11 protein-coding genes are annotated in these 12981 nt (G+C 61.2%); 5 read left to right on the forward strand and 6 right to left on the reverse strand.

The window, feature by feature from the left end; all coding sequences use genetic code 11:
• From VPH41_RS27825 to clpS, 3 genes are all read right to left on the reverse strand, one after another.
• A complete protein-coding gene (locus tag VPH41_RS27825; RefSeq protein WP_328572203.1) occupies positions 1–3372 on the reverse strand; it encodes a S41 family peptidase in 3372 nt (1123 codons plus the stop codon).
• A 214-nt stretch (positions 3373–3586) separates the two neighbouring features.
• Positions 3587–5887, reverse strand: a complete 2301-nt coding sequence (clpA, locus tag VPH41_RS27830) for an ATP-dependent Clp protease ATP-binding subunit ClpA (protein WP_152284730.1) — start codon at positions 5885–5887, stop codon at positions 3587–3589.
• Complete coding sequence (gene clpS / locus VPH41_RS27835) at positions 5884–6186, reverse strand: ATP-dependent Clp protease adapter ClpS (protein ID WP_034751577.1); 303 nt, start codon at positions 6184–6186, stop codon at positions 5884–5886. The genes clpA and clpS overlap by 4 nt, the downstream gene beginning before the upstream one ends.
• Before the next feature lie 321 nt (positions 6187–6507).
• On the opposite strand from clpS, the gene cspE reads away from it, so the two are divergent.
• Positions 6508–6711 (forward strand): transcription antiterminator/RNA stability regulator CspE, encoded by a 204-nt coding sequence (gene cspE, locus VPH41_RS27840; RefSeq protein ID WP_010395943.1) that lies wholly within the window; start codon positions 6508–6510, stop codon positions 6709–6711.
• Positions 6712–6804: 93 nt separating this feature from the next.
• Here cspE and icd read toward each other — a convergent pair whose 3' ends face one another.
• Complete coding sequence (gene icd / locus VPH41_RS27845) at positions 6805–8058, reverse strand: NADP-dependent isocitrate dehydrogenase (RefSeq protein WP_328572204.1); 1254 nt, start codon at positions 8056–8058, stop codon at positions 6805–6807.
• A gap of 310 nt (positions 8059–8368) precedes the next feature.
• On the opposite strand from icd, the gene VPH41_RS27850 reads away from it, so the two are divergent.
• From VPH41_RS27850 to VPH41_RS27860, 3 genes are all read left to right on the forward strand, one after another.
• On the forward strand, positions 8369–8932 hold the full coding sequence (locus VPH41_RS27850; RefSeq protein WP_096234386.1) for a pseudouridine synthase: 564 nt from the start codon (positions 8369–8371) through the stop codon (positions 8930–8932).
• A 111-nt stretch (positions 8933–9043) separates the two neighbouring features.
• Positions 9044–9370 (forward strand): hypothetical protein, encoded by a 327-nt coding sequence (locus tag VPH41_RS27855; protein WP_226941554.1) that lies wholly within the window; start codon positions 9044–9046, stop codon positions 9368–9370.
• 152 nt (positions 9371–9522) lie between these two features.
• The gene (locus tag VPH41_RS27860; RefSeq protein ID WP_328572205.1) at positions 9523–9975 is read left to right on the forward strand and encodes a DUF192 domain-containing protein; all 453 of its coding nucleotides are present in this window, start codon (positions 9523–9525) and stop codon (positions 9973–9975) included.
• 168 nt (positions 9976–10143) lie between these two features.
• Here VPH41_RS27860 and rpsT read toward each other — a convergent pair whose 3' ends face one another.
• Positions 10144–10410: a 30S ribosomal protein S20 gene (gene rpsT / locus VPH41_RS27865; protein ID WP_038495058.1), complete on the reverse strand. Its 267-nt coding sequence runs from the start codon at positions 10408–10410 to the stop codon at positions 10144–10146.
• Positions 10411–10718: 308 nt separating this feature from the next.
• Here rpsT and murJ point away from each other — a divergent pair, with 308 nt between their 5' ends.
• On the forward strand, positions 10719–12266 hold the full coding sequence (gene murJ / locus VPH41_RS27870; RefSeq protein WP_328572206.1) for a murein biosynthesis integral membrane protein MurJ: 1548 nt from the start codon (positions 10719–10721) through the stop codon (positions 12264–12266).
• A 135-nt stretch (positions 12267–12401) separates the two neighbouring features.
• On the opposite strand, the gene VPH41_RS27875 is transcribed toward murJ, so the two are convergent.
• Positions 12402–12896, reverse strand: coding sequence for an FxDxF family PEP-CTERM protein (locus tag VPH41_RS27875; protein ID WP_152258773.1), 495 nt, complete (start codon positions 12894–12896; stop codon positions 12402–12404).
• Positions 12897–12981 lie beyond the last annotated feature (85 nt).

Raw genomic sequence — 12981 nt, forward strand, 5'->3', positions numbered from 1 at the left:
TTACTTCAGCGCGGGAATCGGCTGCGCCTGGAACGCGGGGCGCGGCTGCTCCCTGAGCTTTTTCGCCAGCATGTCCAGCGCCACTTCCAGCTGGCGGTCGGCGCCATTGAAGGTGGCGTGCGGCGGATTTTCCACCTCCACGTCCGGCACCACGCCCACGCCTTCGATCAGCCACTGGCCATCGATGCCGAACTGGCCGTTTTCCGCCACGCGCGCCATGCCGTTGTCGGCCAGGCGCGTATTGTCGCTGAGCCAGACGCCGGCGCCGGCCGTGCGCTTGCCCACCAGCGGCGCCAGGCCCAGGGCCTTGATGCCGGCGGCGAAGGTCTCGCCATCCGAGTACGTGAGCTCGTCGACCAGCACGACCAGGTGGCCGCGGAAGGTGTTCTGCATGTTCGACGACGGCTGCACGCCCGGCGGCGCCCAGTAGGCCCAGGCCTTGCGCAGCAGTTTTTCGATGATCCAGCTGTCGATATTGCCGCCGTTGTTGCGCCGCACGTCGATGATCAGGCCTTCGCGGTTGATGTTGGCGTAAAAGTCGCGCGCAAACGAGGCGATGTCATTGGGTCCCATGGCGCGCAAATGCAGGTAGCCGATGCGCCCTTGCGAGGCGGCAGCCACCTGCTCGGCGCGGCTCAGTTCCCAGTCGCCATAGCGCAGCGCCGTCTGTTTCGCCATGTTGACGGGCGTGACGATGACGGCGCGCGGCGCAGCCTTGCCCCGCTTCACCTGCAGCAGTACCTGCTTGTCCGCCTGGTTCAGCAGCAGGTCGCTGATGTCGCGCGCGGCCAGCACGTCCTTGCCGTTGACGGCCGTGATCACGTCGCCCGCCTTCACATCCACGTCGGGACGCGACAGGGGCGCGCGCGCCGCGGGCAATTCCGCCTCGCTGCGGTAGACATGTTCGACCGCGTAGCCGTCGCTGGTGCGCGCCAGCACGGCGCCCAGGCCCGCCGGCGCGCCCTCCTGCTCCGTGCGGCGCAATTCGCCGGGACGGATCTGCGAATGCAGGGCGCCCACTTCGGCCACCATCATGCCCAGCACGTCATTGAGTTCGGCCCGGTCCGTGACCCGCTCGACCAGCGGCGCATATTTGTCGCGCGCCGCCTTCCAGTTCACGCCGCGCATCTTCGCGTCGTACAGGAAGTCGCGGTGCAAACGCCAGGCGTCGTTGAACATCTGCTTCCACTCCAGGCGCGGGTTCGACACGAAAGTCCAGTCGTCGACCTTGACCTTGGCCTTCGACAGGTCGGCCGGCAGCTTGGCGCCCGCCTCGATCACCAGCATCTCGCCCGGCCCGGTCGCGGCCGCCGTGCGGTAGTACAGGTGTTTTTTATCCTGGGCCAGGTCGAATTCGCGCACATTGGCCACCAGCAGCTCCGGCTTGGAACCGGTATTGCCGATGGCGAGCGTCTTCAGGCTGGACTTGTTCTCGCCGCCGTCGCGCTCGAGGAAATACAGGCGCTTGTCGTCGGCGGCCAGCGCGCTGTAATTGCCCGCCGCCAGCGGCACTTCATACAGGCGCTCGGCCAGGCCCTGGCTGACGATGGACGGCAGCGCGGCCGGCGCCTTCTTCACGGCCGCCTTGCCGCCCGCCTTTTCCAGCGCCTTTTCCGCCGCCAGTTCGGCCGCCTTTTCATCGTCCGTCTCGGCCGGCTTGACGCCGGGGCGGCTCAGTTCATCGTCGGGCTGGAACGGAAAACGGTTGCCCGGCTGCAGCGCCAGCGCATACACGCCGATGCGCTTGTCGAACACGGGACCCATGTTGCGGTCGCCCCAAGGCGAACCGTTGGCCAGCTGGAAATTGCGCGCCGACAGGAAATACAGCCACTTGCCGTCGGGTGAAAACACGGGCGAGCCGGACGTGTAGCGGTCGCTGGTGACGAACTGCAGCTGCTTCGTGGCCAGCGTGTACAGGCCGATCTGTTCGCGCTGCTCGTTGCTGGCCACGCGCACGATGGCCAGGTTGCGGCTGTCGGGCGACCATTGCACTTCGTCGTGCTTGTCCACGCCCGCCTTGCCCGCGTCGTCGATCAGCGCGTTGCCCCTGGTCGCCAGGTCCAGCAGCCAGAAACGGCCCTTCTTGTCCGTGTGCGCCAGCCAGCGCCCGTCCGGCGACGGATACAGTTTCCAGCGGTGGTTGTCGCCCTGCGTCGTCAGCTGCTCGCCCTTGCCCGAGCCATCGGCGGCGTACTTCCAGATTTCGTTCTCGCCGCTCGTGTCGACGATGGCGAACACGGATTTCTCGTCGCTGGAAAAGACCGCGTCGCGCGCCCGCGCCCCTTCGGGAATGGCGATGTCGACGCGGCGCAAGCTGCCCGTGCCCGCGATGCTGACCCTGCCCCGCGCCGTCAGGATGATGCGTTCGTCCTTGCCCGATACCTGCACATTGCTCAAGGTATCGAGCGGCGAGCGGATCTGGCGCGCGCGCTGCTGGTCGAAATCGGACACGAGGCTGATGGCCAGCGGCTGCGAGGTGGAAGAGGCCGAGGACGCGGCGGGCGCGTTCAGGTCCAGCACGTGCAGGTCGGCGCCCAGCTGGTAGACGATCTTGCCATCGCCCAGCGCCGCATTGCGCACGTCCCACTGCGTGTGGCCGGTCAAGGCACGGCGGTCGGAGCCGTCGGGCAGCATGCTCCACAGATTGTCGCTGCCGCCCTCGTCGCTGATGTAATAGACGCGGCCCTGCCACCACATGGGGCGCTTGTTATTGCCCGCCAACACGGCAGGCTCCGCGTGCATGCGCACGGCTTCGCCCTTACCATCCAGGTCATAGCGCCACAGGGTGGCATGGGCGCCGCCCCGGTAGTTGCGCACATTGTCGTTGGTCATGGCCAGGCCGAAACGGGTGAAGAACAGCGTCTTGCCCGCGTCGTCGAGCACGGCATCGTTGGCGTCGGCCACGGGAAACACGCGGCGCGTCTGTTTCACGGGATCGATGGCGGCAACGATGCGGCGCGAAGCGGGACCATCCGTATTTTGCGTGCTGACCAGCACTTCGCCCTGGGCCGTCCAGCCCAGCACCAGCACGCCGCCATTGTCGTACGAAATACGGCGCGGCAAGCCGCCGGCCAGCGGCATCACATATGCTTCCTGCGCGCCCTCGTAGGCGGCGGAAAAGGCCAGCCACTGACCGTCGCGCGAAATTGCCGCATTCGTTTCATAACCGGGATGCGTGGTCAAACGCTGCGCGGCACCGCCGCGCACGCTGCTTTTCCACAGGTCGCCTTCGGCCGTGAACACGACGGTATCGCCGCGCACGGCAGGAAAACGGAAATAGCTGCCTGCCGTCGCGGCAGCGGCCATGACGGCCGTGCTGCCCAGGAGACCGGCGGAACACAACAGGAAGGCAAGAGTACGGGAAATTTTCATGTAAGCAGTCTTTCAACGAGCTAGGGAGGCGAAACGATGTGGAGCGCAGCCGACATCGGGATCATGATTCTTGCATAGCTTGTGCGAAAGCAATACCTATTTTTAAACAAAGCTATTTTTACAACATTTCAGCCCTCGGCATGGCTGGCACGTAAAAAAACCCGCGCCACTTGCGTGGGGCGGGTTTTTCGGATGCGCGTGGCGCAGGCTGCGCTTACTCCACTTCCACCGTTTCCGGTGCAGCCGTCGGCGCCGCGTCTGGCGGTTCCGGGAATTCCAGCAAGACCTGCTCCTTGTCGTCGAGGTCGACCGTGACCCGTCCGCCGGTAACCAGGCGACCGAACAGCAGCTCGTCGGCCAGGGCCTTGCGGATCAGATCCTGGATCAGGCGCGCCATCGGCCGCGCGCCCATCAGCGGATCGAAGCCCTTCTTGCCCAGGAAGGTGCGCAGCTTCTCGGTAAACACGGCTTCGACCTTTTTCTCGTGCAACTGCTCTTCCAGCTGCATGAGGAACTTGTCGACCACGCGCAGGATGATTTCCTGGTCCAGCGCGCGGAAGCTGATGGTCGCGTCGATGCGGTTGCGGAATTCCGGCGTAAACATGCGCTTGATGTCGGCCATCTCGTCGCCTGCCTGCTTGGAATTCGTGAAGCCGATCGAAGCTTTCTGCAAGCTTTCCGCCCCCGCATTGGTGGTCATGATGATGATCACGTTGCGGAAATCGGCTTTGCGGCCATTGTTATCCGTCAAGGTACCGTGATCCATCACTTGCAGCAGGATATTGAAAATGTCCGGATGGGCTTTTTCAATTTCATCGAGCAGCAGCACCGCATGCGGTTTCTTGGTGATCGCTTCCGTCAGCAGGCCGCCCTGGTCGAAACCGACGTAGCCCGGTGGCGCGCCGATCAGACGGCTGACGGCGTGGCGTTCCATGTATTCCGACATGTCGAAACGGATCAGCTCGATGCCGAGGATGAACGCCAGTTGCTTGGCCACCTCGGTCTTGCCCACGCCGGTCGGACCGGAGAACAGGAAGGAGCCGATCGGCTTGTCCGTCTTGCCCAGGCCGGCACGGGCCATCTTGATGGCCGAGGCCAGCGCGTCGATGGCGGGATCTTGCCCGAACACCACGTTGCGCAAGTCGCGGTCGATCGTCTGCAGCTTGCTGCGGTCGTCCTGGTTGACCGTTTGCGGCGGAATGCGGGCGATCTTGGCGATGATGTCCTCGATCTCGGCCTTGCCGATGGTTTTCTTCTGTTTCGACTTCGGCAGGATGCGCTGTGCTGCGCCCGCTTCATCGATGACGTCGATCGCCTTGTCGGGCAGATGGCGGTCGTTGATGAAGCGCGCCGCCAGTTCGGCCGCCGTCGACAGGGCCGAGGCCGAGTATTTCACGCCATGGTGCTCTTCGAAGCGCGACTTGAGGCCGCGCAGGATCTGCACGGTTTGCTCGACGGTCGGCTCGTTGACGTCCACTTTCTGGAAGCGGCGGCTCAAGGCATGGTCTTTCTCGAACACGCCGCGGAATTCCGTGTACGTGGTCGCGCCGATGCACTTCAGCTGGCCATTGGCCAGTGCCGGTTTCAGCAGGTTCGATGCGTCCAGCGTGCCGCCCGAAGCCGAACCCGCACCGATGATGGTGTGGATTTCGTCGATGAACAGGATGCCGTTCGGGTTGTCCTTCAGCTGTTTCAGCACGGCTTTCAGGCGCTGTTCGAAGTCGCCGCGGTATTTGGTACCGGCCAGCAAGGCGCCCATGTCCAGCGAATACACGACGGCATTCTGCAGGATTTCGGGCACGTCGCTCTGCGTGATGCGGTAAGCGAGGCCTTCGGCGATGGCCGTCTTGCCCACGCCCGCCTCGCCGACGAGCAGCGGATTGTTCTTGCGGCGGCGGCACAGGATCTGGATCACGCGGTCGACTTCTTCCTCGCGGCCGATCAGCGGGTCGATCTTGCCTTCGGCAGCGGCCTTGTTCAGGTTTTGCGTGAACTGGTCGAGCGGGCTTTCCTTCGGCTGGCCGTCGACAGGCGCTTCTTCCACGCCTTCGGACGCTTTCGCGCTTTCCGTCGACTGGTCCTTGCGCACGCCGTGCGAGATGAAATTGACCACGTCCAGGCGCGTCACGCCCTGCTGGTGCAGGTAGTACACCGCATGCGAGTCCTTTTCGCCGAAGATGGCCACCAGCACATTGGCGCCCGTGACTTCCTTCTTGCCATTCGAGGCAGACTGGACATGCATGATGGCGCGCTGGATCACGCGCTGGAAACCAAGCGTCGGCTGGGTGTCGACTTCGCCCGTGCCAGGCACGGTCGGCGTGTTATCGCCGATGAAATTGGTGAGGGTCTTGCGCAGGTCTTCAATATTGACCGCGCAGGCACGCAATACCTCGGCAGCGGAGGGATTGTCCAGCAGTGCCAGCAGTAAATGCTCAACCGTGATGAATTCGTGCCGTGCCTGTCGAGCTTCGACAAACGCCATGTGCAAACTTACTTCTAATTCCTGCGCAATCATACTTCCTCCATCACGCACTGCAGGGGATGCCCCGCCTTGCGCGCATGCGTTAAAACGAACTCCACTTTGGTACACGCTATATCTTTAGAGAACACGCCGCACACTCCTTTGCCGTAGCGATGAACACTGAGCATGATTTGCGTCGCCGTTTCACGGTCCTTGTTGAAATACTCCTGAATGATAGCCACCACAAATTCCATCGGGGTGTAGTCGTCATTGAGCAAGGCTACCTGGTAGAGCGGTGGCGGCTTCAGCACTTGCCGCTCCAGCAGGGTTTCTGTGTCGTGCTTGGTTGCCATACGCTTATTCTAATGCTTTCACAGTGGTTGTCATGCGCAATATCTACGCCTTTCCAATTGTTTTCAATCTTACGCGTTTTCTTAATAGTGCGCAGATGGCGACCTTGCTGTCAAAATCAAGAGTTGCTTTTTTGGTTGTCGTGAAGAATTTGGCAATATCGATGGAAAAGCGCTTGACTTCATTATTTATTCCGCCAACAATGCTGTATCGACTGTTGCAGTAATGTACAGCTTGATAAGAAGTGAGACGTCGAGGAGGGGGCAAGAAGCTTCTTGCTTTTATGGCTCGTGTGATTTGTTTTAATTTTGAAAGTTCTTTTTATGGCAACAGGTACAGTTAAGTGGTTCAATGATTCCAAAGGTTTTGGCTTCATCACTCCAGATGACGGCGGCGAAGATTTGTTTGCTCACTTCTCCGCAATCAACATGAACGGTTTCAAGACCCTCAAAGAAGGTCAAAAAGTTCAATTCGAAGTCACGCAAGGCCCTAAAGGCAAGCAAGCTTCCAACATCCAAGCAGCCTAAGCATCGCCGGCCCTCAGATGTGAAAAACCCCGTTGCGAAACGGGGTTTTTTTTCGTCCGCAGGGTGCCCTGCCCGGCACCCTGCCCCCTCGTGTTACATGTGCTCGATCATCACCTGGCCGAAACCGGAGCACGATACCTGCGTCGCGCCTTCCATCAGGCGGGCGAAGTCATAGGTGACGCGCTTCGAGGCGATCGACTTCTGCATCGCGGCAATCACCAGGTCGGCCGCCTCCAGCCAGCCCATGTGGCGCAGCATCATTTCCGCCGACAGGATCAGGGAACCGGGATTCACGTAATCCTTGCCCGCGTACTTCGGTGCCGTGCCGTGCGTCGCTTCGAACATGGCCACGGAATCGGACAGGTTGGCGCCCGGCGCGATGCCGATGCCGCCCACTTGCGCCGCCAGCGCGTCGGAAATATAGTCGCCGTTCAGATTCAAGGTGGCGATGACGCTGTATTCGGCCGGGCGCAGCAGGATTTGTTGCAGGAACGCGTCAGCGATGGAATCCTTGACGATGATGTCGCGGCCCGTCTTCGGATTCTTGAACTTGCACCACGGACCACCATCGATCAGCTCGGCGCCGAATTCCTTTTGCGCCAGCGCATACGCCCAGTCGCGGAAACCGCCTTCCGTGTACTTCATGATGTTGCCTTTGTGCACGATCGTCACGGAAGGCTTGTCATTGTCGATCGCGTACTGGATGGCCTTGCGCACCAGGCGCTCCGTGCCTTCGATGGACACGGGCTTGATGCCGATGCCGGAGGTGTTCGGGAAGCGGATCTTCGACACGCCCATTTCCTTGACGAGGAAATCGATGAGCTTTTTCGCGCCTTCGGAACCCTGCTGGTATTCGATGCCCGCGTAGATGTCTTCCGAGTTCTCGCGGAAAATCACCATGTCCGTCTTTTCCGGCTCTTTCACGGGCGACGGCACGCCCGTGAAGTAGCGCACGGGGCGCAGGCAGACGTACAGGTCCAGCTGCTGGCGCAGGGCCACGTTCAGGGAGCGGATGCCGCCGCCGACGGGCGTCGTCAGCGGGCCCTTGATGGAGACCACGTAGTCTTTCAGCACGGCCAGGGTTTCTTCCGGCAGCCACACATCGGGACCGTACACATTCGTCGATTTTTCGCCCGCATAGATTTCCATCCAGCTGATCTTGCGCGCGCCGCCATAGGCCTTGGCCACGGCAGCGTCGATCACCTTGATCATGACGGGACTGATATCGATGCCCGTGCCATCGCCTTCAATGAAGGGAACGATGGGATTATCTGGTACATTCAGCGAAAAATCGGCGTTGACGGTGATTTTTTGGCCGTCAGCAGGTACAGTGATATGTTGATACATCGTGATCTCCGAAGTGGGACACGCCGCCGGCGGGCAACACAGGCCGGCGACGCGCTCTGCGGTTGCAGAGTTTACAAAAACAAGTCCGAACATGGCGGCAACAACGCACTTTAGCAGGGAAAGAAGCCCCGGGCCATCCGCATCGCCATGCAGCACGCCGCGCCAGGGAAGCGTACGGGCACGCGGACCTCAAGTCTTCTATAAGACATAAGACTATCATTTCACATTATGCACCAGTATCTTACAAGGCGCCACGCTTTTGCGGCGCCAATCAGCAGCCACCATCGTTTGCATCAATTAATCGACCAGCATGCCACTCATCCTCTTCAATAAACCATTCCAGGTCCTGTGCCAGTTTTCGCCGCAGGACGGCCGCGCCACCCTGGCCGACCATTTGACCATTCCCGGCATCTATCCGGCCGGCCGGCTCGACGCCGACAGCGAAGGCTTGCTGCTGCTGACGGACGACGGCCGCCTGCAGCACGAAATCAGCCACCCGGACCGCAAGGAAGCGAAAACCTACCTGGTACAGGTCGATGGAGTGCCCGATGCGGCCAGCCTGGCGCGCCTGCAGGCGCCGCTGGACCTGGGCGACTTCATCACCAAGCCGTGCAAGGCCGTGCGCATCGCCGAGCCGGACTGGCTGTGGCCCCGCAATCCGCCCATCCGCGCGCGCGCCGACAAGCCCACGTCCTGGCTGGCGATCACTCTCAAGGAAGGAAAAAACCGGCAAGTGCGGCGCATGACGGCGGCCGTCGGCTTGCCCACCCTGCGCCTGGTGCGCAGCGCCATCGGCCCGTTCTCGCTGGCCAGCCACCCATTGCTGCCCGGCGAATGGTGCGAAGTGCCGGCCGAGAACATTGGAAAAGCGTGAGCAGGACAAGAAATAGCGAGTTCGCTGCTGAAATTTTGCCAATAAGCACTATTTATTTTTAGATAATGCATTAAAATCATCTCACCTTAACATGACGGAAAAGGAAAGATGATGACAAAAGTAATACTGACCCTGGCCGCTTCCCTGCTTGCTGGCGCCGCACTGGCCCAGTCGGGCGCCCAGGTACATGCTTCCGCAGCCACCGATGCCGTCAAACCGCCACCCGCATCGGCCGCCAGCCATGCATCGGCCGCCACCGACGCCGCCAAGCCGGTACCGCCGGCATCGGCGTCCACCAATGCGTCCGCCGCGACGGATGCGGCACGTTCGGGTGCGTCGACCAAGGCCTCGGCCGCAACCGATGCGCCGCAACGCCTGGTTCCCCAGGCGCGCAAGACGAACAAGCCGGCCGCCGAAGCAGGCAAGCCGGTGAAGTAAGTCGCAAGAGGTAGGAATCAAGGGTAATTCCCGGGGTTACGGCGGCAGTCATGTTGCTGTAACCCCACGCTTTCGGCGCGGCCAGGCAGCATGCTTGACCGGGCAAGCGCCAGCATGGCTTAATCGCCGCTTCGCAGCCACCATCCCGCCCCATGAAAAATTCCCTGCACCGTCTCAGCCTGTCCATCGCCGTGATGGCGTGCGCCGGCATTGCTCAAGCACAAGCACCGCAAGGCAAGAGCCTGCAGCTATCGGCCGGCATGCACCTGATCCAGGCGGAAGTGGCCGCCACGGAAGAGCAGCGCGAACTGGGCTTGATGTACCGTGAAAAGATGCCGGCAAATGCGGGCATGCTGTTTGTCTTTGGCAACCCATCCACGCAATGCATGTGGATGAAAAACACGCCGCTGCCCCTGTCGGTGGCCTTTATCGATGCCAGCGGCAAGATCGTCAACATCGAAGACATGCAGCCGCACACCCTCGACAGCCATTGCTCCACCAGGACCGTGCCCGTGCGCTATGCGCTGGAAATGAACCTGGGCTGGTTCAAACAGAAAAACATCAAGCCAGGCATGAGCATCGGCAACTTGCCCGCGCTGCGCTAGCCTGTGGCGGCCGGCGGCTGCCGGCAAGCGCTGCCGGCGACAACGGCAAAAACCGCGCATGAACGCGAAAAAACCCGCCAGAATGAATCTGCGGGTTTTTGCTTTTCAACCAGTGCCAGCGTACTGGCACAGGCAAGGCCGCCTTGGCGGCTTGCCTGCTGGCGAATATTAAGCGGACAGTGCCTTCAAAGCAGCTGCCAGACGGCTCTTATGGCGAGCTGCCTTGTTTTTGTGGATGATCTTCTTGTCAGCGATACGGTCGATGGTCGACACGGATGCTTGGAAGATTGCAGCAGCAGCTGCCTTGTCGCCGCCCTGGATCGCTTTGCGAGCAGCTTTGATAGCCGTGCGCAAGGTCGAACGTTGGGACGAATTTTGTGCGTTTTGCTTAACTGCTTGACGAGCGCGTTTGCGCGCTTGTGCGGTATTTGCCATGGAATTTCCTAAAACAGGGTCAAAGTGCGTTTGCAAACATTAGTGTTTGCCAACCGGTGCGTTCTGTGCGTCTGCCGAACCATGTGTGCCAAACCAGTGCCTGTCAAACATTAGTGTCTGCGTAACAGAATTCTGTACAGCCTTCGATTATAGCGATATTTTCAAGCGGGGGCAAATCAAAAAACCGTGTATCACGCCAAAAACACGTGAAAATGGGGCCGGCAAGGGCATATCCGCAGCGAATCGGCAGCAATTGTTACCATATTTTAAGCGTTTAACGGTACCGCCCCCGGCTATAATCTGCCCCCATGAACTTGCTTAAAACCCTCGCCGCCATCTCCAGCATGACCATGCTGTCCCGTGTAACCGGATTATTGCGCGAAAGCCTGTTCGCGCGCGCCTTTGGCGCCGGCGCCTACACGGACGCCTTCATTGTTGCCTTCCGCATCCCCAACCTGTTGCGCCGCCTGTTTGCCGAGGGGGCGTTCTCGCAAGCCTTCGTGCCGATCTTGTCTGAATACAAGAACCAGCATGGCCAGGAAGCCAGCAAGCAACTGGCCGACCATGTGGCCACCACCCTCGTCTGGGCCACCTTGCTCGTGTCCGCAGTCGGCATCGTGGGCGCGCCCTGGTTCGTGTACGCGATCGCCACGGGCCTGTCCAAGGACCCGGGCGCGTTCGATGCGGCCGTGTGGATGACGCGGCTGATGTTCCCTTATATTAGCTGCATGTCCTTCGTGGCCCTGGCCGGCGGCATTCTGAACACCTGGCGCGAATTCAAGATCCCCGCGTTCACGCCAGTGCTGCTGAACCTGTCGTTCATCGCCGCCTCGCTCTTCCTCGCGCCCCACCTGAAACAGCCGATCTACGCCATGGCCATTGCCGTGTTTGCCGGCGGCGTACTGCAGGTGGCCATCCAGATTCCCGCGCTGATCAAGATCGGCATGCTGCCGCGCCTGTCGATCAATCCCGCCATCGGCCTGTCCGACGGCGGCGTGCGCCGTGTACTGAAAAAGATGGGACCGGCCGTGTTTGCCGTCTCCGCAGCCCAGATCAGCCTGATGATCAACACCAGCATCGCCTCGCGCCTGGCCGAAGGCAGCATTTCCTGGCTGTCGTATGCGGACCGCCTGATGGAATTCCCCACCGCCATGCTGGGCGTGGCCCTGGGTACCATCTTGCTGCCCAGCCTGTCGAAGGCCAACGTGGATGGCGACAAGACGGAATACTCGGCCCTGCTGGACTGGGGCTTGCGCCTGACTTTCCTGCTGGCCCTGCCCGCCGCCGTCGGCATGGCGACCCTGGCCACACCCCTGATCGCCACCCTCTTCCATTACGGCAAGTTCACGGCCGAATCCGTGACCATGTCGACGGAGCCGCTGGTCGCCTACAGCCTGGGCCTGATCGGCATCATCCTCGTGAAAACCCTGGCGCCCGCCTTCTATGCGCGCCAGGACATCCGTACGCCCGTCAAGATCGCCATCGGCGTGCTGATCGCCACGCAGCTGATGAATTTGCTGTTCGTGCCCTACATCGCCGTGGCCGGCCTGGCCCTGTCCATCGGCCTGGGCGCCTGCCTGAACGCCAGCTTCCTGTACTGGGGCTTGCGCAAGCGGGGCATCTACCAGCCGAAACCGGGCTGGGCCAAGTTCTTCCTGCGCCTGTTACCGGCACTCATCGTGATGGGCGGCGTGGCGTATCTGGGCGCCCTGCGCATCGACTGGATCGCTATGCAAGCCCATCCGCTGCTGCGGGCCGGCGCGCTGGCCCTCGTGGTGAGCCTGTGCGGCGTGGCTTACTTTGCCACCCTATTCCTTGTTGGCTTCCGTTTCCGCGACTTCAAGCGCAGCGCCTGACAAGCTGCGCAGGACGTTGTTGCCTGCGTCTCGCCGTACTGGCGTACTGTCTTCGACTTGGCGCCTAGTCCTGCGCAGGTTGCAGAAACAAAAAAACCCGCCTCGGCGGGTTTTGTCATTCTGGCTGGGAAACAATCAAACGGCTTTGCGAGCGCGGCGGGCGGCGAAACCGACCAGCGCCAGGCCACCCAGCAGCATGCCGTAGGTTTCCGGCTCAGGTACCGGCAAGGCCGATACCGAACCCAGATACTGGGCCTTTGCCAGACCCGTCAGGCCAGTGACGTGCACGGTGTACTCGCCAGCGGCCAGGGGACCCGTCCAGCTCAGGCTTTGCACCCCGGCCGCAGTGCTGTTGGTGAGACTGCCATACCCGAGCAAGGTGGCCGAAAAATCCTGGATCGCGCCTTCCACCACGGAAAACGTTTGCAGGGCACCAAACGACGTCGACGATGGCGTTACCAGTTTAAAGGTCCAGAAGTCGTCAACCAGGGCCCCCGCCGTGAATTTGGTGGTGATTGCCGACAGCGTATCGGAACCGCTAGGGTCCAGGATGCCCAGGTCGTACGTTGCCGCCGACGCGCTGAACGATGCTGCAGCCAGGATGCCTGCCGCGATAAATTTCAATTTCATAACTTATCCTTAAAAGTAATTTATGGCCGCCACAATGGAGCCAGCCACCGTTTTAGTACCGAAAGTACCAAGCACGATAGTAGCA

Source organism: Janthinobacterium sp. P210006, assembly GCF_036231885.1.
GTDB classification, from domain to species: domain Bacteria; phylum Pseudomonadota; class Gammaproteobacteria; order Burkholderiales; family Burkholderiaceae_D; genus Janthinobacterium; species Janthinobacterium violaceinigrum.

Bases quoted from the DNA above. Each gene is read 5' to 3' on its own strand.
- VPH41_RS27825 (WP_328572203.1), bottom strand. From the start codon at position 3,372: ATGAAAATTTCCCGTACTCTTGCCTTCCTGTTGTGTTCCGCCGGTCTC.
- clpA (WP_152284730.1), bottom strand. From the start codon at position 5,887: ATGATTGCGCAGGAATTAGAAGTAAGTTTGCACATGGCGTTTGTCGAA.
- clpS (WP_034751577.1), bottom strand. From the start codon at position 6,186: ATGGCAACCAAGCACGACACAGAAACCCTGCTGGAGCGGCAAGTGCTG.
- cspE (WP_010395943.1), top strand. From the start codon at position 6,508: ATGGCAACAGGTACAGTTAAGTGGTTCAATGATTCCAAAGGTTTTGGC.
- icd (WP_328572204.1), bottom strand. From the start codon at position 8,058: ATGTATCAACATATCACTGTACCTGCTGACGGCCAAAAAATCACCGTC.
- VPH41_RS27850 (WP_096234386.1), top strand. From the start codon at position 8,369: ATGCCACTCATCCTCTTCAATAAACCATTCCAGGTCCTGTGCCAGTTT.
- VPH41_RS27855 (WP_226941554.1), top strand. From the start codon at position 9,044: ATGACAAAAGTAATACTGACCCTGGCCGCTTCCCTGCTTGCTGGCGCC.
- VPH41_RS27860 (WP_328572205.1), top strand. From the start codon at position 9,523: ATGAAAAATTCCCTGCACCGTCTCAGCCTGTCCATCGCCGTGATGGCG.
- rpsT (WP_038495058.1), bottom strand. From the start codon at position 10,410: ATGGCAAATACCGCACAAGCGCGCAAACGCGCTCGTCAAGCAGTTAAG.
- murJ (WP_328572206.1), top strand. From the start codon at position 10,719: ATGAACTTGCTTAAAACCCTCGCCGCCATCTCCAGCATGACCATGCTG.
- VPH41_RS27875 (WP_152258773.1), bottom strand. From the start codon at position 12,896: ATGAAATTGAAATTTATCGCGGCAGGCATCCTGGCTGCAGCATCGTTC.